Source organism: Colwellia sp. MB3u-8, assembly GCF_014076985.1.
Lineage (GTDB): Bacteria > Pseudomonadota > Gammaproteobacteria > Enterobacterales > Alteromonadaceae > Cognaticolwellia.
The window spans coordinates 226,843-249,451 of the sequence record NZ_JACGVA010000037.1 but is presented as its reverse complement, the minus strand read 5'-3'; the positions used below and the strand labels follow the sequence as shown (position 1 = coordinate 249,451).

Below are 22,609 nucleotides of genomic sequence, written 5' to 3'. Positions count from 1 at the left end.
TTTAAACGAATGCTAAAACACTTTTACTGAGGTTTACTATGTCTGATTCACCTATTCAAATAGTTTGCGCAAGTTGCAGTACAAAAAATCGCCTAGCCAAAGACAAGCTCAATAATAAACCTGTTTGTGGCAAGTGTGGAAAACCTGTGCTTTCCACTAAACCTGTTGTGGGTAGCGATAAAAACTTTAGCCGCTTTGTTACAGACAATGGTTTACCTGTGGTCGTCGACTTCTGGGCTGAATGGTGTGGACCATGTAAACAGTTTGCCCCTACCTTTGAACAAGTGGCAGGCGAGATGTCTACCCAGGCTTGTTTTGTCAAGTTAGACACTGAACATAATCAAAATACCGCGGGCGGTTATAGTATTCGTTCAATTCCTACTTTAATGATATTTCATCAGGGTAAAGAAATTGCGCGTATGTCAGGGGCTTTACCGAAAGCACAATTTACCCAATGGCTGGCTCAAAACTTACCTGCTGTTTGAATATCTGACATTTAGCGTTAAGAAGTTAAATAAGCTTATTAAGGGCAACTGCTAAGGTGAAATATTAAGGGAAGTGATGACAGATTCACTTGCTATATTGCCTTTTGCTACTGAGATATTGTCGGTGGACAGCAAGTAGTCGTTGGGACGCATTCGCTTGATAAAAAACGTCTTTTTTGTGCTAGTTGTGATCATGCATTGGGCAGGGGGTATTGTTATTCACAAGTGAAAAATCCCACTTATGAATAACAAGGTCAACGACTTACTTTACTAACTCTACTTTGTTAACTTTATTCTCCTTAAATCTCATTACCAGCTTCTGGTAGTAAGGAGATAAAAAAGCTCATCTCCAAGGCGCTTTCTTTTAAACGTTTAAAACGTCCTGATGCACCGCCATGGCCCGCGTCCATATCTGTTTTAAATAGCAGTAGGTTGTCATCTGTTTTAAACTCTCGCAGTTTTGCTACCCACTTCATGGGTTCAAAGTACTGTACTTGTGAGTCGTGCAAGCCGGTGGTTACCAGTATATTGGGGTAGTGCTGCGCGCTGATATTGTCAATAGGAGAATAAGCTAAAATATCCTGGTAGGCTTGTGCTTCGTTTGGATTACCCCATTCGTCATATTCATTGGTGGTTAGCGGTATGGTTTCATCGAGCATAGTCGTTAACACGTCTAAAAAGGGTACATGGGCACCAATACCTAAATACAACTCAGGTGCTTGGTTTGCTATAGCGCCCATTAATAAGCCGCCGGCGCTACCGCCTGAGGCAAATATTTTATCTTTAGCGCCATAACCTTGTGCCACCAATGCTTGGGTAACGTCAATAAAGTCATTAAAGGTATTTTGTTTATGTGCCATTTTACCGGTTTCGTACCATGCTCTTCCTAGCATCTCTGAGCCACGAACATGGGCGATAACGTACACAAAACCTCGGTCGAGTAAGCTTAAGGTTTGACTAGAAAAATTAGGGTCTATCGTAATACCATATGCACCATAACCATATTGTAGCAGTGGGTTAGTGCCGTCTTTTTTAAAGCTACTGCTGCGATATACAAGCGATACGGGTACTTGTGTGCCATCACGTGCACTAATAAATAAGCGCTCTGACTGGTAATCTTCTTTGTTAAAGTCGCCTAATACTTTTTGCTGTTTAATTAGCTTTCGCTCACCAGTGGCTAAGTCAAAATCATATAAAGAGCCGGGTGTGGTTAAACTTGAATAATAGAGTCTTGCCGTGGTACTTTCTGGCTCAGGGTTATCACCTAAGCAAGCAAAATAGCACGGGTCGTCAAACGACAGGGGATATTGATGACCTGAATTTTCACCCTGTGTGGTGTGAACGATAAAACGAATTTGGCCATTTTCTCGTTCGGTAACCACAATAAAGTGATGAAATAATTCAATGCCTTCTAACAGCACATTTTCTCTATGTGGAATAACTTCTTGCCAGTTATTGATATCATTAACTTGATCAACCGCCACCTTCATTAATCTAAAGTTTTTCGCCTGATAGTTAGTGACAATGTAAAAGTGTTCAGCCATTTTATCAGCGTGGTATTCGTGTTGCTCTTGATATGGAAACAGAGCGACAAACTTGCCATCAGGCTCGTCAGCACTTAGCGCTAAACAATGTGTTGATTCAGTGGCGTGTAAACAAATATAAATTTGACTGTCATCTCTGCTCTTATCTAAACTCATGTAAAAGCTGTGATCTTTTTCTTCATAAACGAGCACATCATCAGATTGTGCCGTGCCTAATTTGTGACGATAAACTTGCGTACCTAACAAGGTTTCTAGATCTTTTTTGACATAGAATAGGGTTTTATTGTCGTTAGCCCAAACCACTTCGCCTTCAGTTTCGACGAGAATATCTGTTAAATAAATATCTGCTGAGTCGACAGCTTGGTTTAAGTCTTTAAAGATGACGGTGTAAATACGGCGACTGTCTGTGTCTTCAGAGATTGACATTAATTGATCATTAGGACTTATCGAGACATCACCTAAATCATAAAACTCATGGTCTTTGGCGCGTTCATTAACATCTAATAACAGGGTTTTGTTTTCACCAGTAAAGCTAGTTGCTCGATAAAAATTTGAAAATTCTTGTTCGCCACTAATTTCGCTGTGATACCAATACTTACCGTCTTTTGCTGGCACGGTATTATCGTCTTTTACCACTCGGGCTTTAAGCTCTTGAAAAAGTAATGCCTGTAAAGGCTTTTGCTCGGCTAACATAGCATCAGCATAATCATTTTCATCATTAAGGTGGGCCAATACCTCTTCGTCAATTCGCTGGTCATCACGCATCCAATAATAATTATCCACCCGTTGATGATGGTGAATGGCCATTTTATGTGGAATTTTTTTAGCTATTGGCGCGGTAACTTTTTTGTTTGACCTAGCTGATATAAGTGAAGATGTTGGCACTAAGTGCTCCTATTTAAGAGATATTGTATAAAGTTGTGCTTGAAATTTTGATTGATGATGAGATCTTTTATCTCTGGTATTTAGCCATTTTTGGCGATGAAAAAATAGCACACTTAATGAATCAAATGTATTTAACTAAAGAAAATATTTAATGGACAAGTCTAGCGAGCTTTTATACATGAGATTAGTTAATGGTTTAATCATTTTTTATTAAACTTTCTCATTATTAAACCTTCTCATTAAAAATTTCATTAAGATAAGCGCCTTAACTGTTTGCATAAGGTTTAATGTCGCTTTAAATGCTTAGTCGCTTTTCAATCACCCTCTAACTGTCAATTATAGCAAAGCTGTTAATCGTAAGGTTAGCGGTTTTCATATAAAAATTCAGTTAAAAGAGTTGCTAGTATATTTTTCCAAAAGCGTTCAAATATTTATTCTACCGCCAAATTCAATAGAAAACGTTAACACACAGCAGAACGTAGAATAAAGACTGAGTCTTAAGCTAATTTTGCCCTTGATTGCGGTCGTTAATATCATCAGAGTAATGCGTAGGAACAAGGGTAATTATTACTGGTCAATTTTACGTCTAACTGTATGTTTTTTAGTCGTAATTGCCTGTTCATCTTCGCTGTTGATAATTGTTACATAAATTAAGTCAATAATTACGCTAAACAGTAGCATTTTGCCTCACTTTAGATTAAGTTTGCCGCCTTTATTTACTACAGTTAACCAGAGCGCCTTATGATAGAAAATACTCTTCCTCAACTCGAACAACTGATTGAACAGATCATTGCAAAAAATAAGCTATTAAAAAGCCAAGTGGCAGAATTAGAGTTACAAAAATCAACACTAGTCGATGAAAACGAAATGTTACAACTAGAAGCACTCGAAGGTGAAGAAAAACAAAAGCAAACAAATAGTGTATTAACCAGCCTATTAGGTAAATTACAAAGTGTAGAAGAGCTTAGTTAATGTTGGTTGAAGACTCCAAAAAGATCAGCATTGAAATTATGGGCAAACAACACCAATTTTTTTGTCCGGCTGAACAAGTCGAGGATTTAAAGCAAGCCGCGAGTAATCTTGCTGCTATGTGTGATGACATTAAGAAACAAAAAGGTACGGCGAGCAGTGAGCGTGCTTTATTGGTGGCATCAGTTAATTTAAGTTATTCACTACTCATGGCAAATAATAAAATTAAGCTGTCTCAACACGAGCAAGAGACTTTGATTTTAAAACTGAAAAGTGCGTTATAGTACTTTAATTTTCTAGTATTACTGCTATCTATTGGTAAGATAACAGTAATACGGGTTATTTTATGTCAAGTTGCATTATTAGTTGCATTATGTTTAGTTGCATTTATCAGGTAAATTGCATCCAAGTACCTTGAGTTTTTATTTAGGAACACCTTCATTATGGCTGCTGCAAGCATTGAATTTAAAGGGTCAAGCTTTACCCTTTCTGTTTTACATTTAAGAACCTCAACATTAGCGGATATTCGTGCTGATTTAATAAAAAAAGTTGCTCAAGCCCCCGATTTTTTTTACCTAGTGCCTGTTGTGGTCAGTATCGAAAAACTTGTGGGCGGCATTGAATATCAAGCGCTAAAAACATTAATCGAAGAATTCAACTTTACTTTTGTTGGTTTTACTGGTGATGTTGCGACAGAGCAACGCAAACTTATTCGTGAACTTGGTTTTTCTTTCGTTAACACCACAAAAGTGAGTACCGCAACAAAAACGGCGATTGCACAAGAAAGTATGACAAAAATAGCCACTAGTGCTGAATGTCACCTATACACTGACAAAGTCCACCGTGGCCAAGTTCGCTCTGGTCAGCAACTTTACGCTAAAGATCAAAATTTAGTGGTTATTGGCTCAGTTTCAGCCGGTGCTGAAGTGATTGCCGATGGTAATATTCATGTCTATGGTTCGTTACGTGGTCGAGCAATTGCTGGCGCAAAAGGTCATCATAAAGCGCAAATATATTGCCAAAATCTTGAAGCTGAATTGGTCTCCATTAATGGTAACTATTGGCTCAGTGAGTCAATGCAGCAACATTGGGGCTCACCCGCATTTATACACTTGACTGACAGTGAATTAACGTCATCAAAACTTATTTAATTTATAACTCATAAAGGAAATTCGCTCTATGGCACGCATAATAGTAGTTACATCAGGCAAAGGTGGTGTGGGTAAAACAACATCAAGTGCTGCCATTGGTATTGGTTTGGCATTAAAAGGTCATAAAGTTGTTTTAATTGATTTTGATATTGGTTTACGAAATCTTGACTTAATTATGGGCTGTGAACGTCGTGTTGTTTATGATTTTGTTAATGTGATTAACGGTGAAGCGAGCTTAAACCAGGCACTTATTAAAGATAAACGCGTTAGCAGCTTATCTATATTACCGGCTTCACAAACGCGCGATAAAGACGCATTAACTAAAGAAAACGTTGGTAAAGTATTGGAAGAGCTGGCAAAAACTTTTGATTATATTATCTGTGATTCACCTGCAGGCATTGAAGCAGGCGCGATGATGGCGCTTTATTATGCGGATGAAGCTATAGTGACAACCAACCCTGAAGTTTCATCGGTACGTGATTCTGACCGCATTTTAGGTATGTTAGCGAGTCGCTCACGCAGAGCAGAGCTTGGTTTAGAACCAATAAAAGAGCATTTATTATTAACACGTTACTCACCTAAACGAGTGGAAGAAGGTGAAATGCTCAGTGTTGAAGATGTTGTCGATATTCTCTCAATACCCTTGTTAGGCGTTATTCCAGAATCACAAGCTGTACTCAAAGCATCAAATGCCGGCGAGCCAGTAATTTTAGATGTTGAAAGTGATGCAGGTAAAGCTTATCAGGATGTTATAGACCGTTTATTAGGTGAGACGGTTGAATTTAGATTTTTAGTTGCCGAGAAAAAAGGCATTTTCACTCGTATGTTTGGAGGAGGATAATAACGTGGCCCTATTAGATTATTTTTTACAGAAAAAAGGAAAACAGGTAACAACAGCTTCAAAAGCCAAAGAGCGTTTGCAAATTATTGTTGCCCACGAGCGTAATAGCCGACATAAACAGCCTGATTACTTACCGCAACTTACTGAGGATATTCTTAACGTTTTGCGTAAATATATTAAAGTATCAGATGAAAGTTTTTCAATAAATCTTGATAAAAAAGAGGGTAATTTAAATGTTTTAGAACTCAACATTGAATTACATGATGAAAAGAGTACAGACTAAAGGTTATTATTTTTTGGCTCCGCCGCTTAGTAAATGATTATTAGCGTATTAATAGGCTAGTAGTCTAAAAGCAGCAGATAAATAGCGATAAAAACTAAAAACGACAATGCACTATGGTGATCATAAAGTAGAGTTCTGTTTGGTAAAGTTATCAAACCGGCGCTAAATCTGTTTTTTGATATGAAAATTTCAAGTATTAGATCCAATTATTCATATTTTAATGATTAAGATGAACAAAAAAAATAACTAAACCGGTCTTAATTATTATGATGTTAATTTTTGGAAGTTACTCTTTTGTTGCGTAGTTTATTAATACAGGTACTGGTTTTTTTAGTTATTTTTAATGCTACCTCGATGTGGCGAGAAACTAGCATGCTGTCTACTACTGCAGATATTGTGCCAGTTAAACATCAACTAAAAACGCTGATGCATAATGATATAATGCTTGAAGCTAAGGGTAAAAAGACCATAGTTTATTTTTTTGCCCCTTGGTGCCAGGTATGTAATTTTAGTATCGATAATTTGCAAAATGTTTATCAAAAAAATCCTGAAATAGATGTCATCGCTGTCGCGTTAGATTTTGTCGATCTTGAGGAAGTTAAAAAATTTACTAATAATCATCAATTAACCTTTCCGGTTGCTTTGGGTAATGAGTCAGTAAAAGCTGACTTTCAAGTGCAGGGTTATCCAAGTTATTATGTGTTAAATCGAGAAAATGCCATTATTGGTCGTTCTCTAGGCTATTCTTCTGAAATTGGTCTGTATTTAAGGAGTCTTTAGGCTTCTGATCTTTTACAGGTTTGTGTACACTAAGGCCATCAAAACAATCATGAGCAAAAGGCCTTATGCAAATTTCCGCAAACTTTGACTCAGGTAATATCGATGTTATCTCAGCAAAAGACCCAAGTAATATTCAACTAGCCATTAAAAAAGATAATCAATCAGAATTCTACCAATGGTTTCACTTCAAACTTCATAATACCGAATACGCTGAACATGTCATGCATTTAACTAATGCAGGCAAGTCGGCTTATGTTGACGGTTGGAAAGATTATCAAGCGGTTGCATCTTATGACCGCCAACATTGGTTTCGTGTACCAACAGAATTTGATGGTGAAAATCTTACTATTACTTTCACACCAGAATATGACGCGACTTATTTTGCCTACTTTGCACCTTACAGTTACGAACGTCATCAAGACCTAATTCACGGTGCACAATTAGATATTGATTGTCAGTTACAGGTATTGGGGCAAACACTCGATGGTCGTGATATGTCGGTATTGAAAGTGGGTGAAGAGGGCGAAGGTAAAAAAGTTATTTGGATAACTGCACGTCAGCATCCGGGTGAATCTATGGCCGAATGGTTTATGGAAGGCTTTATTGATCGCTTATTAGATGAAGACGATGGGGTTGCGCGGTCATTGTTAAACAGTGCGGTATTTTATTTAGTACCCAACATGAATCCTGACGGCTCAGCTCGTGGCCATCTGCGTACCAATGCTAAGGGTGTTAACTTAAATCGTGAATGGCAAACACCCACGATGGAAAATAGCCCTGAGGTGTATCTTGTACGTGAAAAAATGCTTGCGACAGGCGTAGATATGCATCTAGATATTCATGGTGATGAAGCTTTACCTTTTAATTTTGTTGCTGGTAGTGAAGGTGTTCCTTCATATAACGTGCGTATTAAAGGCCTTGAAGATAAATTCAAAAATGTGCTTTTAGCTATAACACCAGAGTTTCAAGATGACAAAGGTTACGATAAAGACGAGCCTGGCCAAGCTAACTTAACGGTTGCGGCTAATTGGGTGGGCGAACAATTTAAATGTTTAGCCTACACAGTTGAAATGCCATTTAAAGACAACAATTTATTACCCGACTACAGTGTCGGTTGGTCAGATGAGCGCAGTAGTTTATTTGGTCGAGACTTTTTAACCGCTATTTACCACGTGGTGGATGACTTACGTTAGTGGTTAGTTATAACATAGGTCTATCACTGTGCCACATTTAAGTATAATTTCAGCGGTAAACTAGGTAAGCCGATTAAAGCGTCATTTGAGGATAAGGGTTATGCCCTTATCCGTTATTGTACAGATTTTGTCTTAGACAAAAGCTAAGTACATATATGCGGTAATCTTGCTTCTCTAGTTTTGCTGGCTAAAGGCAAGTGGTTCGGGTATATATTACAACGCAAAATAACTTTAAAAAAATAATAATTATCAGGAGTCTAGGATGCAAGAAATTGTTAATAACATTAATGGCTATATTTGGAGCCCATATTTAATCTATCTTTGTTTGGGGACAGGGGTTTTCTTCTCTATTTTAACGCGTTTTGTACAAATACGTCATTTCCGTGAAATGTTCCGTTTATTACTGTCAGGTAAAAGCTCAGAAAAAGGCATATCCTCATTTCAAGCACTCGCTGTTTCGTTATCTGGTCGTGTGGGTACGGGTAATATTGCCGGTGTTGCCGCGGCTATTGGTTTTGGTGGCCCCGGTGCTGTATTTTGGATGTGGGTGGTGGCATTTTTAGGTGCGGCGACTGCTTATATTGAATCAACCAATGCACAAATATACAAAGAAGAAGAAGATGGTCAATACCGTGGTGGTCCAGCGTATTATATAGAAAAAGCGTTAGGTCAAAAATGGTATGCGTGGATCTTTGCGTTAGCGACAATTCTAGCTTGTGGTGTACTTTTACCGGTTGTGCAATCAAATGGTATTGGTGATGCTATGGTCAATGTTTTTGGCAGTGGCGGCACAGTTAACTCTTTCATGGGTGAATTACCTTTGACGAAAGTTTATAGTGCGGTATTTATTGTTTTATTACTCGGTTTTATTATTTTTGGTGGCGTTAAACGTATAGCCAACTTTACCCAAGTTGTCGTCCCTTTTATGGCGTTAGCCTATATTATAATTGCCTGTTCAATTATTGCTTTGCATATTGATCAACTACCAGACATTTTTATGTTGATTATCACTGATGCATTCACTCCTATGGCGGGCTTTGGTGCGGCGATTGGTTGGGGCGTAAAACGTGGTGTTTATTCCAATGAAGCGGGTCAGGGTACTGGCCCTCATGCGGCGGCGGCGGCTGAAGTTGATCATCCCGCCCAACAAGGCTTAGTTCAAGCCTTCTCTGTTTACATTGATACACTATTTGTTTGTTCTGCAACGGCATTTATGATTTTAATCACTAATTCCTATAATGTCATGCCTGAAGGGTCAACCAGCTTTATTGTTAACAATTTAGCTAATGATGTGGTTATTAATGGTCCTGCTTTTACACAGATTGCCGTGGACAGTGTATTAACCGGATTTGGTAAACCGTTTATTGCAATAGCTTTATTTTTCTTTGCCTTTACGACTGTACTGGCTTATTACTTTATTGCAGAAAATAACGTTTCTTACATTAATAAAACTGTCAAAATGCCGATACTTAGGTTTGTCCTTAAATTGGTACTTATGTCAGCTGTATTTTACGGTACAGTGGCAAAGCCAAGTGCTGCTTGGGGATTAGGCGACATTGGTGTTGGTTTAATGGCTTGGTTGAATATTGTCGGTATTATTGCCATTTTCTTTATGGCTAAACCGGCGATTAAAGCCTTAAGAGATTATGAACGACAGCAAAAAGCCGGTGTTAAAACTTACACTTTTGACCCAAAAAGCCTAGAAATTAAAAATGCTGACTTCTGGGAACAGCGTTTGGAAGAACAAAATAAAAAATAAATGTTATTTAGTGTAAATAAACGCCCGCAAGGGCGTTTTTTTTAGGTAAAATAAAGTATCGAAAAAGAGGTGTATATATGGCCGTTATAAATTGCCCAAAATGTAAGAAGAAAATTTCCGATAAAGCAAAATCGTGCGAACATTGTCAGTTAGATTTAACCGTGTTGGACGCAGATAAAATAGCGAGTTTTAAGCGTGTAAGTGTCGTGGCAAAATCGCAACAATTGATGAATCATTCTTTTATCGCCATGTTGTTATTTTGTGGTGGTTTCTTATTTCTTTATTCGCAAGATGCTCAACCGGGTAGTTGGCAATATGTTGTGGCTATCGGCAGTGCAGTTTTAGGCTTTATTCTGTATCTTATCACCCGAGTCAGACTTATATTAACAAAGCGTAACCGATCATAATCAACATTACCTAAAAGAGAAATTCATGGATATAATTCAGTTAGTCGACAATATGTCAGAAGAAATGTATTTGCGTTTAAAGTGTGCCGCTGAAACCGGTAAATGGCCAGAAGGGACTCCGGTTGATAAAGAGCAGCAATTAAGTGCAGTACAAATTACTATGGCTTATCAATCCAAGCATCTAAACTCAGATCAAACGCTGTCTATTGGTCCTAAAGGTGAGATGATCATTAAAACAAAACATGAACTGCGTGCAGATTTCCCGTCATCGTTAGATAGCAATGATATTGCTAGGTTTTCAAATCTATGATTTTCTCTAAATTTTTAAAAAAGAAATGGCAACATAAAAACAGTGTAGTGCGTGTTGAAGCGATTAATAGTAGTTTATCCGTTGATGATCCAGCGCAACGAGACATTATCATAGCGCTGGTCAAAAACGACGATAATGAAAATGTTCGACGTGCAGGCTTGATAAAACTTGCTAGCTTTCAATCTTGGTTAACTCATAGCCAAGAAAATACCATGGCGAAAGTAAAGCAATATGCGAGTAACAAAGTAGCCGCTATTTTAATGGATCAAGATGCCATTAAAGTTTCTCAGCAAGAAAAACTCAGTTATATTGCTGAACACAAGCATTATGCCTTGTATGAAAACTGGTTGAAAACTACCGAAGATGCTGATTTGATCATTGCGTTATTTGAAAAAATGGCCAATAAAAATCAAGTGAACGAGCAAAGCAATAAGCTAGCATTAAAGCCTCAGTTATTGCTTAACCTCTTCACTCAAAAGCAAAATGCACAGGTTCAACACTATATCATTGAAAAAGTAGCTGACTTAGAGACTTTAGAAAAGCTAAAGAAAAAATCACAGCAGGCTGAGATCACACAGCAGTTGACGGAAAAAATTGCTCAAATGCAGTTTGCCATTGAACAACCGATAGCATTACGCAAAAAAGTAAATTTAGTCTTAGCTAAGCTCCAAGCACTCAAAGATCAATACGAGTACCAAGCTTATCTTAATAAACGTGAACTATTAAGTGATGAATGGCAGGTATTAGCGACAGAGTTTAGTTGTTTTGACGCCGCTGAAATAACAAGGTTTAAAGATAAAAAATCAGCCATCTTAGCGCAACTCGATAAATTGTTTATCGCCAAAGCTGAGCAACATGTGCAAGCTGAAATTATTCGTCAGCTTAATGAACAAAAACAGCAAGCGCGTATCCACTTTGATAAAACACTAGCGGTTATTGACCAAACGTTAACCACGAGTATTTTTGAAAATGATAAAATTGAAGAGCAACAATATCAAACGCTATTTGACAAATTAACCAGCGAAATTATTGTTTCAGTGTTAGCTAAAAATGAACAGAACGAATTTATTGCTAAAATCTGTCAACAACAAAAAAAATTACAGCAATTACCAGAAATTGCAAAATCGGTTAGTGAGGCAACGCATTTAATTTCAAAAATATCACAGTTAGCCCTACCAACAACAGCTGAAGAAATGGGTGAACGACTGCCGGTTTATCAAACATGGCTAAGTGATTGGAAGCATGCTGAGAAAAATGCCTCAGGTGCTTTACCTGATTCAATTAAAATTTCGGTAAATGAAATTCAGCAAAACTGGCGCCAAGCATTAAAACCTTTGCAACAAGCACAAAAACAAGAATTTTCTATAACACAGAAAAAACTTCACGATGTTAGAAGATTAATCTCTGCTGGAAAGTACAATGCAGCGTTTGGTGTTTTCAAAAAGGCTAAGCAATTATTTAATGCTTTAGCTGAACAGCAACAACACCGTATTCAAAAAGATTATGATTCACTCAGTGAAAAAATTGCCGAGTTAGCTGATTGGGAACGCTACATTGCCACACCACGCAAGCAACAACTATTAGCGGACATTAAGGCGATTGTTGAAACGCCACTCGATAATCCCAACGAACAGGCAGAGAAGGTTAAGCAATATCGTAAGATTTGGAATAGTTTAGGTCATGCCGATGATGACGCAGAAAAAAGTTTAAATAATGAATTTAATCAACTATGTGAAACAGCGTTCACCCCTTGTCGCTTATTTTTTGCCGAGCAAGAAAAGTTAAGAGCGCAGCACTTGATCACTCGCGAATCATTTGTCGAACAGGCAAAATTACTTAACGAGCAACTCAGTGGTGGTAAAAACACTAACGATGAGAGTCCGACGGTTGATTATAAAACCTTAGAAGTCGCATTAAATCAACTGATAAAACAATGGCAAAGTGCCGGCCAGGTTGATCGAGATGTTTATCAAGAGATTAATAACCAATTTAATCTCACGTTACAGCCAATAAAATCTGCAATTAAAGTCTTTCACCAAGAAAATAAAGCCTTAAAGCAGCAACTCATTACTGAGGCTGAAAAATTATTGGCGACAGAAGATGTTGTTAGCGCAGTTACGCAAGTTAAAACCTTGCAAACACAATGGCGCAACACGGGTTATGCCGGACCAAAAGTAGAAAATAAACTATGGCAAAATTTTAGAAAAATTAATGATGATATTTTTGCTAAACGAGCACAACAAAATGTACTTGAAAAGTCAGCCACTTCAGCTAGGGCCTCAGAACTCGAAGGTGTTTTAAAAACACTTGAAGAACAATTTGCTCAAGTAACACAATTAAACGATCTGCAGATGTTTGAGCAAGCGCTGCAAGTGTTAAATAAAGATGTTGCGCAACAAAAGCCAAAAATGTTGAATCTCGAAAAACAAATTAGCGCTAAAGAAAAAACCATTGCCCAGAGAATTGTTGATTGTAAACTTGCTGATGAAAAACGCCAATGGGGTTATTTATTTTTGACCCTTGAAGAAAGTATCAGTAATGAAGAAAGTTTTACTGAGCATAAAGAATATCTACAGCTAACAGCTTCTTGGCAGAAAAAGTTAAAAGAATTAGCGAATAACACCACACATTTTAATCGAGAAGATGCAACGTTAGAGCTTGAAATTTTATCAGGTAATCCTTCGCCAAGTAATTTACAACAACAGCGCATGACAGTGCAAGTCAGTTTAATGCAAGCGCAAATGTCGTCAGGTACAGCGATTGATTTACCTGCTAAGTTTTCTCAGTGGTTAATGTTAGGAAAATTGACTCAACAAGACCTTGGGTTACTAGAAAGGATAAAACCTATTTTTCAATAAGATAGTTTTATAGTCCGACTACAAAAAATCAGCAATTAATTGCTGATTTTTTTTTGGTTCCACACATACTGATGTTAGGTTATCAAGTTTGCTACTTAAAGGGTTAGAGAGAAAATAACTCTGTTAGCCAAAATTGCTTTTACGGGGAGTAATATAGCGTTTGGCATTTTTGTTAATAACAGTTTAATTGCATTTAATTTGTTGTACTGAAGTGCCACTTTAATCCATCAAACGTTAAGCGTGTGATGGATAGGAGGGCGAAAAAGCATTTGCAGCCAATATTACTTTTTCACGAGGTATTGTGTCGACAACAATTAACGATAACAGAGCCGATTTTTTATCCTTGATAGTTAATCGCTGCCAGTGATTAACTTAATTCGCCGCGTAAACTCACTTCCAATAATTGGCAAATTTTTTCTTGGCTGTACCCTTTACTCAATAAGTAATGCAACTTAGTTAATGTCGCTTCTAAAGTCATATCATGACCACTAATAACGCCTATTTCACTCAAGGCATTACCGGTTGCATAGCCTTTCATATTGACTGTGCCTTTAATACACTGACTACAATTAACAATAACAATTCCATCATCATTGGCTTGCTTTAAACAATCTAACATCGCCTGATTTTGTGGCGCATTACCGACACCATAGCTACGAATTATTAACGCTTTGACCGGTTGTTTAATGATATTTTTAATCAGCTCTACTGATATACCAGGATATAAATGTACAACACCAATAGGTTGAGGCGTAATTTGCGCTAGTGTTAAGGGTTGAGATACTGGCGTTGAAATTTTCCCTTCGATTAACTTAATGTTAATACCCGCTTCTAGCAAAGGGGGTAAGTTTGGCGAATCAAAGGCATTAAAGCCATCGGCATAAGCTTTTATACTGCGATTACCTCGAAAAAGCCTATTATTAAAATATAGGCCTACTTCATTAATAGGAAAGTTAGCGGCAATATATAATGAATTTAGTAGGTTTTCTTGGCCGTCTGAACGTAATTGGCTAAAAGGTATTTGCGAGCCCGTAACAATGACAGGCTTAGCTAAATTCTCCAACATAAATGAAAGCGCAGAACTCGTGTAAGCCATGGTGTCTGTGCCATGCAATACGACAAAACCGTCATATTCATTATAATTTTTTTTGATATCATCAGCAATATGTTGCCAATCTGAGGGTGACATATTTGATGAGTCAATCAATGGGTCATATTCATTAATGGTAAATTCTGGCATTTCTTCACGATGAAAATCAGGCGCTTTCATTATCGCGTCGGTTAAATGCTGCTTCTGTGGAATGTAACCATTTTCGCTCGGCTTCATACCTATGGTACCACCGGTATAAGCGATATATATGCGTTTTCTCATAGCTTAAGTCTTAATATAGAAATTGGCATAAAGTAATAGTGCCAACAAAGTGATGAAATTGCTCGAGATTGTAACACAAAGCACACCAGTAAAACGGCTAGCTAGCGATAAAAAAAGCCCCGAGAATTCGAGGCTTATATAGCTTGATTAAGTTAAATAATTATTCAACTTCACAGGCAAGGCAAAATGAATAAATACCTTGAGGATCATTTAATTGTGCTAGTTGCTTAAGTTCAAGTGACAGTGTGCTAATAAGACTAGTGAGCTTATTTTCACTGTAATGGTTCTCTGTTGGTTGGCCAAAAAATATTGACACTTGTCCAAGTAAGCTTTGTAAGAACAGCGTACGGGGGCTTTTTTCTTTTTCAATTAAAAGCCTATCGTAATCTTCTAAATTTGCTAGTTGGGCTGCTGCTTCAATAGCGTTTTCAAGATCGCCCAGGGCATCAACTAAACCTAGTTCTAACGCTTTCGATCCTGACCATACGCGGCCTTGAGCAATAGCATCAACTTGCGCTGTTGTCATCTGTCTATTATTGGCCACTAATTCAACAAAGTCGCGATAACCCCGTTCGATATTTAATTGTATAATATTAGCCATACCTGGAGTTAACTCACGTGTGATGCCAAAACCAGCAATATCTGTGGTGCCAACACCATCGGTATAAATACCTAATTTACTTAAGGTATTTTCAAAGGTCATAAAAAAGCCAAATATGCCAATTGAACCAGTAATAGTGGTAGGTGATGCATAAATTTTATCAGCAGGGGCAGATATCCAATAACCCCCTGAAGCGGCATAAGTCCCCATTGAAGCCACCACAGGTTTGCCGGCCGCTTTTAATAATTCGACTTCTTGGCGGATAATTTCTGAAGCGTATGCGCTACCACCTGGGCTATCAACACGAAGTACCACGGCTTTAACATTTTCATTGTCACGGGCTTGGCGTAATAAAGCGGCGGTACTTGTGCCACCAATGGTACCGGGTTTTTGGTTACCTGTTAAAATTGTGCCTTTGGCTACGATAACGGCAACCTTATTGGTGCTGGTACTTTCCATTAAGGTATTTGAGTTAAACAGCGTTAAATAATCATCAAATGCTATATTTTTATAACCTTTATCGCCGTTACTGCCAACCAGCTTGATCAAATCTTGCTTCATCTGTTCTCGTGTTTTTAATGCATCAACCCAGTTGTTGGCTAAAGCATACTCGGCAATGTTGCCATTAGCTGCTTTTAGCTTGGTGACTAACACATCAATGTTTTCATCAAAATTACTGACTGCAAAATTGCGCTGTTGGGCGACATCAATTTTATATTGCTGCCATAGATCGGTTAACCACAATTGGTTAGCTTCTTTAGCTGCAGCTGACATACTGTCGCGAATATAAGGTTCAACCGCAGATTTATAAGTGCCAACACGAAAAATATGCTGGCTAATGGAAAGCTTTTCCAAAGCAGATTTAAAGTAAAGTTGATAACGTCCATAACCGTCTAATAACATCCAACCTTTGGGATTAAGCCAAATATCATCTGCATAACTGGCCAAGTAATACTGGTCTTGGCTGTATTGCTCACCAATAGCGATTATTTGTTTACCCTGACTTTTAAATTCTGTTAATGCTTTGGCTATATCACTGAGTTTAGTAATGCCAGAGCCTTGCATATTTTCTAGATCTAGCACTATCATACTAATACGCTCATCAGTGGCTGCCTGTTTGATAACAGATAATATATCAGTTAACAGTACTTCATTGGCGGTATTAGGTTGTTCAAGTGCTTCGCTAATAAAAGCGTCCATTGGGTCAATATAATGTTTTTGCTCAACAATATCACCACGTATATTTAATATCAGCGCTGATCCTGGTTCTACGGTAATATTTTTTTCATCACGGCTAATAGCGATAATAAAAATCAATAACAGAGTAAAAAACACTAAATTAATAATGATTTTTCGTGAGGTATTGAGCAAGCTAAATAGCCCTAAGGTTATTCTTGCTATCGTACTCTTTTTTTCTTTCATAAAACGCTGTCTATAGTTTGCTTTAGTATTAGATAGCCATATGCTACTGAAAATTGTCTCGCTTAAGTAGTCGTAATTGTAAATATTTTTGTTTTTTAGATAATTGAAATAAATTATCGCTGATCACGTTCTCCTATAAGTATTGCTGATCCGATTTATAAGTTATTTCGTATACAGATTTTAATAAAAGTATTAACTTGTATTATTTCAATGACAAATTAATGTTAATATATAATTACAAGGAGATAGCGTTTAAATGTACTGAACTTGATTGCGGTATTGAACAAGCCATTAGTCATTAAACCCTAAAGAACGAAACAACAGGAATTTACAGTTTTATGAACGTTTTGGAATTTTTACATACTCGTCAGTCTAATCCTTATTTACATGGAAATAGTCCTGATGAGCACGGCATTAGTAATATTCTTAAGGCCGGCATGCGCGTCCCTGACCATGCAGGTTTAACACCATGGCGGTTCACTATTGTAAAAGATGAGGGCCTAACAAAGCTTAGTAAAGCGTTCAAATCAGCGGCGATCAGTGACGGCGGCGATGAGCTTAAAGTAGAAAAAGCAGCTAAAATGCCTTTTCGTGCGCCTTTAATTATTGTGATTAGTACTAAGTTTCATCAACACGTTAAAGTGCCAAAACAAGAACAGTTAATAGCGGCAGGGTGTACAGTGCATGCAATGCAGATGGCAGCAAGCGCCTTAAATCTAGGTGCTGTGTGGCGCACGGGTGAAATGAGTTACCATCCTTTAGTCAAAGAGCGTTTAAACATTGAGCTACATGAGGAAATTGTTGGTTTTCTCTATATCGGTGAAAAGTCGAAAGAATTACCCGTGAAAAAAGCTAGAGAATTCGACGATTATGTGAACTATTTTTAATTCTGCTTGTTACTTTCGCAGCAGTGAATAGTTATCGAGCTATCTCCTAGTCAAGTGCCTAATTAACAGTCTTATTGCTATGCTAATACAATAAGGCTGACTATTTTCAAAGGTTTTTATTTCTAGCAATAAAGTGTCAATATCTTTTAATACCTTGATAATTTACTCTTTACTCCTTACAAGACCTGCATTAATGTCATCTTTAGCTTTTCATCCAATGATATAAATATCACTAGTTTTCGCTCCTGCGATATCCTGGGATAATTGCATCAAGTAACCAGTTTATTATCATCTTCATATCATAGTTTCAGGTATCTTGTGCTCTTAGATTGTTTACCGTCTAATTTAATGATCATAAACCAAGCGCTAAGTTTCTTATAGCAGATAATGACCACTGCTCCAAAAGGTTAAAACAGCATCTAATACAGCGCAGATTTTAGCCATAGTGCAAAGCCAAACTCAATATTCTCTGCTCGCGCCATGGTATCAATGAGCCAGTCGTATTACACTAATCACCAGCAGATCAAAGCATAAATAATACCGTCAATAGGAAGATAAATGACCTTGAAAGTTGCACCAAGTAGCAAACTATTACGCATAATTTTGATTGATAGCTACTTTAAGGGGAAAAGGGTTGAGGTTGACGTTAGTGGCCATACTAATCTCAGTGGCACTAATGCGGCGGGCAAAACGACCTTTTTAAAACTGGTCAGAATATTCTTTGCTGATGCTCCCGGTGATGTTGTTAAAGTACGGGGTAAAATCAGAGAGTCTTTTGTAAACTATTACCTACCTAGACTGACCAGCTATATTGTTTTTGAATATCAAACGCACTCAGGTATTAAGCAAGCCGTGTGTTTTAGTAAGAACGAAAGTATAAACTACCTATTTGTAGATAAGCCGTTTGAACTTGCCGATTACACGGCCGAGCCTTCGCCAGATGGCACACTAAATTTAATTCCCTGTACAAACATATATCGTCATTTCCATTTAAAGCAGGTGCCTGTTAAAGCAGTATCTTCGCCATCACATTATCAAAAAATTATTCTTGGTACGGCAGTATTTAGTGACAAGGATCTGACAGAAGCAAAGCATAGGTTTTCTCTTGCCGCACCGGGCAAAAATTTATCAATGCTCAATACCGTGGTGGGTGCTGCATTAGAGCGCAACACGGACTTTAAACGTATTAAAGAACTGCTATCGTCTATTATGCTCAATGGCGGTAAAAATGAACTTGAGTTTACTATGGACGTAGCGAGTCTATCTATCTGGAAAACCGATTATAACGCGCTTCGGACTTATGATGATTTAGCCAGTAGCATATTACCCAAATTATCCAAATCTCTTTATACGGCAGAAAATTCTGAAGCCATCTTGGCTGAATATAAACATAACTTGTTAGCCTATACTGAACAATTCGATTATTCACTTAAAGCGCTAACGCTTGAGCTTGCGGCATTAAATACTGAAAACTCGACTGCAAACTTAAAAACTTCAGATGAAAAAAATAGCTTAGCCGATCAAATAAGTGAAAATAATCGTATAGTTGACGGCGCCAAAAGGCAAATAGAGACCATTGAAGCTGAAAAAATTTCCTGGGAAGATAAAGATGTTGGCAGCTTAAAAAGTGACTATGCCAATATTGATCATTATCAAGCACAACTTGACAATGCCAGTGTTGAAAAAGCAAATTTACTTGACGAAGCTCAAAACATTACCGCGAAATTCGACAAACTTAAATCTAAACGACAAGCACAGTTTTATAACTTAAAAGATCAACTGAGTAGCCAGCTTAGCGTCGCCAATGCTGAATATAGCGAGATTAGAGTAAAACAAAACAGGGTAATGAGCGAAGCGGGATATGATCTAAAAACTGCCATCTCAGAGAATGAAAATCAATTACAGCAACTTTCTGCCGATTATGAAAATAAACTCAGCCATTGTCATTTTAAATTACAAAGTGTTGACGTCAGTAAGGAAGCAAGGGCACAAATTAATTTAGCACAACAGGAATTGCAACGGGCAAACGAAGCGCTTAACGCAGACTCAAGGCAAGCAATCGACTTTGAGCGACAAGCGCAAAATAGTGCGATACAAACGGATAAAATACTGAGCGAAATGGCCGATACCGCCAACAAAATAAAAACTAAGGTATCAGCAAAAAATGACTTAGAGCACTTACTCAATCCGGCAAAAAATTCGCTGCATGAGTTCTTAGTGAACAATGTCGATGACTGGTCTGAAAGTATAGGTAAGTTTCTTGCACCAGCGGTATTAGCGTCAACCCATCTTAACCCTGATTTTAGCGCTGAAGGCTCAAAAAATAACTTCAAAGGCTTAACGCTAGATTGGGACCGTGTTTATAATGATTTTGCCAAAACAAGTGACACTATTAGCGCCGAAATTGAACAAATTGACCAGCATATTTTGCAATTAAATGAGACAAAAGAAAAACTGTCAGGCAAAGTTAAAGCCATTGCCAACGAGCAAAGTGCGCTGCAACAAGACCTTATTAAGATTAAAGCTAAAATAGCGTTAAAGCAGCAATTACTTGAATCTATTAATGCCAATATCAATCAGCTTAACATTGAACAAAAAAATGCCATTGAACAAGCCAAGTTAGTTTTAGAGACTGAAGCTAAAGCGCTTAACAATGCCCTGAGTAAACTGGGTCGAGAAAATAAAGACAAGCTAAGTCAGATTAATCAACAGCACTTAGACCGTATTCGAAGTTTACAAGAACAACATATGGGGCAAAATGTTGAACTAGAAGGTTATATCAAGCAGACAGAAGAAAAATCAAGCCAAAACACTACTGAATATAGCTTAGCGATTAGCCGCTTAGCCGCGGATGAAAAAAATCAATTAAATGATAAAAATATTGATACTGAATCGCTAAACAAACTTGATAATGAAATAGTCACGTTAGAAAAACAACTTAGCCGATTAAAAAATGCTCCAGGTATCATTAGTAGTTACAACGCTTTTATGAGCAACAGCTATAGCCAACTTGACAGCCTTAATGATAAATCATTTAAGGCTTCGCAAGGGGTAACAAACCTGACTCAATCACTTACTGAACTTACTGACAGGATTAAAGCCCGTAAAGCGGCTTTTATCCTCAACCGAGACGCGATTACGGTTAAGCTGTCAAAGGTTAGTCAACAGCACGAAATGGCCTTACGCTTAACCAACCGATTAGGCGAATTTGAGCAAGCTTTTGACACGGCACAACCCCATTCATTTGAAACCATTTGCGGTGAATTAGATAACATATTAAAAAGTCATCGTAAGGCATTAAAAAGCATTAAAGGTTATGCCGAACAAGTTATCTCCCAAATGAATATCCACTTGAATAGTGCGATAAAAAAATCCATCGATATGAAAAGTAATGCCTTGGAGATAGATCCTAATCTCAGGCTTATTTCAGATTATATTGTCAAAGAGTTACCCTTAGTCATTAATGAAGTACGTGATTTAATTATCGAGAATGCGGCGCTACGGGGGATGGAATTATCTGGTTTTTATGATCAGCTCAAACGTTATGAATCTGATATTAATGCTTTTAGCTTAAGAGTTAATAGCTACTTAGAGAAAAAAACTGTTTTTAGCGCCTTAGGTAAAATATCAATTAACCTGACACCTTTACTCGAATCTCACGAAGTATTTTCGGCCTTAAAATCATTTAAAAAAACCTATGAAGCTTGGAGTAAAAACAATCAACAAAGCCTACCTCCTGAAAGTTATGGCGTTGCTATGTCAGAAGTTTTGACGAAATTTACCCATAACAAATTGGTAGAGAGGCACTCTAATTTATACGATATTTCTTTTGAAGCGGTCGTCAACAATGAAAAAAAAATCGCGCGTTCAGGTAATGATTTAAAAGACATATCTTCTAATGGCATGAGTTACTTAATTCTGCTGGCGTTTACCACTTCATTAGGCTCTATGATCAAAGGGACACAAAATGTTGATATTTTATATGGCGTTGATGAATTAGGTGAAATCTCAGTTGAAAACGTCGACTCACTATTCGCGATGTTTGATAAAGAAAAAGATACCATTTTTACCGCTATTCCTAATGCAGATAATAACTTCATGGGGGTTTATCACAAGCGCTACTTTATTAATAAACCGAAAAATAGGTTTGAACAAATCACCGCTAACGATGATCCTTTGCTTAAAGCAATAAGTGCCGCACAAACCAGTGCAGTAGGTACCCCATCATGATTTTTGATGAAGTGTTCACAAACACAGTAGAGTCACTTTTAGCCGGTAAATTTATTTGCCCGATAACCTGTGCTACAAGTTACGACTTTCTAAGCTCAGATATCAACAGAGAGCGTGTACAGACTTACTTGTATCAAACCGGCAAAACATTATCTCATATCGACCACGAATTTTATTATGCCTCCTACGAGTCTATGACCCCGGATAGAAGGCGAGCGTCAAGAGCAGTATTTAAGCAAACTCAGCAAGAAATAAGGCCAGTGGTTGAGTTTCTAAGTTTAATGATGCGCGTGAGTAATGACGAACATTCACTCTATACCGGTGATGAAATTCACCTAGCTCAAATTGTCAGTAAAATTGAAAACGATAAATCACTGTTAAAATCATTAGACCGGATCATTATCCAGATAAAAGGTCAGTTAAAAGGCAGTGTTTTTGATAAAACCAAACAATTGATTAATAGCCTAGTTAAAACTGAAATTTTAAAGCAAATTGAACCCAAGATAGATATCTATCTTTGTACGGGTAAGCTTGCCTACTACATTAACTTGATGGAATTTATTATGACTTATCAAGCTGAGAAATTTGATGACATCGACTTAGATGAGCCAGCACAGGATGATTTGATATAA

At 37.5% G+C, this 22,609-nt stretch carries 18 protein-coding genes; 15 read left to right on the top strand and 3 right to left on the bottom strand.

All coding sequences use genetic code 11. The annotated features are described in order from the left end of the window. The first annotated feature begins 38 nt into the window (after window positions 1-38). Window positions 39-485: a thioredoxin TrxC gene (trxC, locus tag H4J54_RS03475; protein ID WP_182189561.1), complete on the top strand. Its 447-nt coding sequence runs from the start codon at window positions 39-41 to the stop codon at window positions 483-485. Between the two features lie 299 nt (window positions 486-784). Here trxC and H4J54_RS03470 read toward each other — a convergent pair whose 3' ends face one another. Further along, window positions 785-2,914, bottom strand: coding sequence for a S9 family peptidase (locus H4J54_RS03470; protein WP_182189560.1), 2,130 nt, complete (start codon window positions 2,912-2,914; stop codon window positions 785-787). A gap of 741 nt (window positions 2,915-3,655) precedes the next feature. On the opposite strand from H4J54_RS03470, the gene H4J54_RS03465 reads away from it, so the two are divergent. The 11 genes from H4J54_RS03465 to H4J54_RS03415 all read left to right on the top strand — a co-directional run bounded on the left by H4J54_RS03465 (window position 3,656) and on the right by H4J54_RS03415 (window position 13,465). After that, entirely contained in the window at window positions 3,656-3,886 is a 231-nt protein-coding gene (locus H4J54_RS03465) for a DUF904 domain-containing protein (protein ID WP_182189559.1), read from the top strand. Continuing rightward, window positions 3,886-4,167, top strand: a complete 282-nt coding sequence (locus H4J54_RS03460; RefSeq protein WP_182189558.1) for a cell division protein ZapA — start codon at window positions 3,886-3,888, stop codon at window positions 4,165-4,167. The genes H4J54_RS03465 and H4J54_RS03460 overlap by 1 nt, the downstream gene beginning before the upstream one ends. 159 nt (window positions 4,168-4,326) lie before the next feature. Further along, window positions 4,327-5,034, top strand: a complete 708-nt coding sequence (gene minC / locus H4J54_RS03455; RefSeq protein WP_182189557.1) for a septum site-determining protein MinC — start codon at window positions 4,327-4,329, stop codon at window positions 5,032-5,034. 28 nt (window positions 5,035-5,062) lie between these two features. Further along, entirely contained in the window at window positions 5,063-5,875 is an 813-nt protein-coding gene (gene minD / locus H4J54_RS03450) for a septum site-determining protein MinD (protein WP_182189556.1), read from the top strand. 4 nt (window positions 5,876-5,879) lie between these two features. Continuing rightward, entirely contained in the window at window positions 5,880-6,158 is a 279-nt protein-coding gene (minE, locus tag H4J54_RS03445; protein WP_182189555.1) for a cell division topological specificity factor MinE, read from the top strand. 279 nt (window positions 6,159-6,437) lie between these two features. After that, complete coding sequence (locus H4J54_RS03440; protein ID WP_259367392.1) at window positions 6,438-6,938, top strand: TlpA disulfide reductase family protein; 501 nt, start codon at window positions 6,438-6,440, stop codon at window positions 6,936-6,938. Window positions 6,939-7,003: 65 nt separating this feature from the next. Continuing rightward, window positions 7,004-8,131: a carboxypeptidase family protein gene (locus H4J54_RS03435; RefSeq protein WP_182189554.1), complete on the top strand. Its 1,128-nt coding sequence runs from the start codon at window positions 7,004-7,006 to the stop codon at window positions 8,129-8,131. Window positions 8,132-8,393: 262 nt separating this feature from the next. Beyond that, the gene (locus tag H4J54_RS03430; RefSeq protein WP_182189553.1) at window positions 8,394-9,890 is read left to right on the top strand and encodes a sodium:alanine symporter family protein; all 1,497 of its coding nucleotides are present in this window, start codon (window positions 8,394-8,396) and stop codon (window positions 9,888-9,890) included. A gap of 77 nt (window positions 9,891-9,967) precedes the next feature. After that, the gene (locus H4J54_RS03425) at window positions 9,968-10,297 is read left to right on the top strand and encodes a zinc ribbon domain-containing protein (RefSeq protein WP_182189552.1); all 330 of its coding nucleotides are present in this window, start codon (window positions 9,968-9,970) and stop codon (window positions 10,295-10,297) included. 25 nt (window positions 10,298-10,322) lie between these two features. Continuing rightward, on the top strand, window positions 10,323-10,607 hold the full coding sequence (locus H4J54_RS03420) for a YeaC family protein (protein WP_182189551.1): 285 nt from the start codon (window positions 10,323-10,325) through the stop codon (window positions 10,605-10,607). Next, window positions 10,604-13,465: a DUF349 domain-containing protein gene (locus H4J54_RS03415; RefSeq protein ID WP_182189550.1), complete on the top strand. Its 2,862-nt coding sequence runs from the start codon at window positions 10,604-10,606 to the stop codon at window positions 13,463-13,465. The genes H4J54_RS03420 and H4J54_RS03415 overlap by 4 nt, the downstream gene beginning before the upstream one ends. A 367-nt stretch (window positions 13,466-13,832) precedes the next feature. Here the strand turns inward: H4J54_RS03415 and ansA are convergent, their stop codons facing one another. Continuing rightward, window positions 13,833-14,837, bottom strand: coding sequence for an asparaginase (gene ansA, locus H4J54_RS03410; RefSeq protein ID WP_182189549.1), 1,005 nt, complete (start codon window positions 14,835-14,837; stop codon window positions 13,833-13,835). Window positions 14,838-14,997: 160 nt separating this feature from the next. Next, window positions 14,998-16,860 carry a signal peptide peptidase SppA gene (sppA, locus tag H4J54_RS03405; RefSeq protein WP_182189548.1) on the bottom strand — a complete coding sequence of 621 codons (1,863 nt, stop codon included), beginning with the start codon at window positions 16,858-16,860 and terminating at the stop codon, window positions 14,998-15,000. 338 nt (window positions 16,861-17,198) lie between these two features. On the opposite strand from sppA, the gene H4J54_RS03400 reads away from it, so the two are divergent. The 3 genes from H4J54_RS03400 (at window position 17,199) to H4J54_RS03390 (ending at window position 22,609) form a co-directional block, all read left to right on the top strand. Next, the gene (locus tag H4J54_RS03400; protein WP_182189547.1) at window positions 17,199-17,747 is read left to right on the top strand and encodes a nitroreductase family protein; all 549 of its coding nucleotides are present in this window, start codon (window positions 17,199-17,201) and stop codon (window positions 17,745-17,747) included. Between the two features lie 558 nt (window positions 17,748-18,305). Further along, complete coding sequence (locus tag H4J54_RS03395) at window positions 18,306-21,977, top strand: ATP-binding protein (RefSeq protein WP_182189546.1); 3,672 nt, start codon at window positions 18,306-18,308, stop codon at window positions 21,975-21,977. Next, entirely contained in the window at window positions 21,974-22,609 is a 636-nt protein-coding gene (locus H4J54_RS03390; RefSeq protein WP_182189545.1) for a condensin complex protein MksE, read from the top strand. Before H4J54_RS03395 ends, H4J54_RS03390 begins: the two co-directional genes overlap by 4 nt.

Coding starts and splice junctions, on each gene's coding strand:
- trxC (WP_182189561.1), top strand. CDS start 39: ATGTCTGATTCACCTATTCAAATAGTTTGCGCAAGTTGCAGTACAAAA.
- H4J54_RS03465 (WP_182189559.1), top strand. CDS start 3,656: ATGATAGAAAATACTCTTCCTCAACTCGAACAACTGATTGAACAGATC.
- H4J54_RS03460 (WP_182189558.1), top strand. CDS start 3,886: ATGTTGGTTGAAGACTCCAAAAAGATCAGCATTGAAATTATGGGCAAA.
- minC (WP_182189557.1), top strand. CDS start 4,327: ATGGCTGCTGCAAGCATTGAATTTAAAGGGTCAAGCTTTACCCTTTCT.
- minD (WP_182189556.1), top strand. CDS start 5,063: ATGGCACGCATAATAGTAGTTACATCAGGCAAAGGTGGTGTGGGTAAA.
- H4J54_RS03435 (WP_182189554.1), top strand. CDS start 7,004: ATGCAAATTTCCGCAAACTTTGACTCAGGTAATATCGATGTTATCTCA.
- H4J54_RS03430 (WP_182189553.1), top strand. CDS start 8,394: ATGCAAGAAATTGTTAATAACATTAATGGCTATATTTGGAGCCCATAT.
- H4J54_RS03425 (WP_182189552.1), top strand. CDS start 9,968: ATGGCCGTTATAAATTGCCCAAAATGTAAGAAGAAAATTTCCGATAAA.
- H4J54_RS03420 (WP_182189551.1), top strand. CDS start 10,323: ATGGATATAATTCAGTTAGTCGACAATATGTCAGAAGAAATGTATTTG.
- H4J54_RS03415 (WP_182189550.1), top strand. CDS start 10,604: ATGATTTTCTCTAAATTTTTAAAAAAGAAATGGCAACATAAAAACAGT.
- ansA (WP_182189549.1), bottom strand. CDS start 14,837: ATGAGAAAACGCATATATATCGCTTATACCGGTGGTACCATAGGTATG.
- sppA (WP_182189548.1), bottom strand. CDS start 16,860: ATGAAAGAAAAAAAGAGTACGATAGCAAGAATAACCTTAGGGCTATTT.
- H4J54_RS03400 (WP_182189547.1), top strand. CDS start 17,199: ATGAACGTTTTGGAATTTTTACATACTCGTCAGTCTAATCCTTATTTA.
- H4J54_RS03395 (WP_182189546.1), top strand. CDS start 18,306: ATGACCTTGAAAGTTGCACCAAGTAGCAAACTATTACGCATAATTTTG.
- H4J54_RS03390 (WP_182189545.1), top strand. CDS start 21,974: ATGATTTTTGATGAAGTGTTCACAAACACAGTAGAGTCACTTTTAGCC.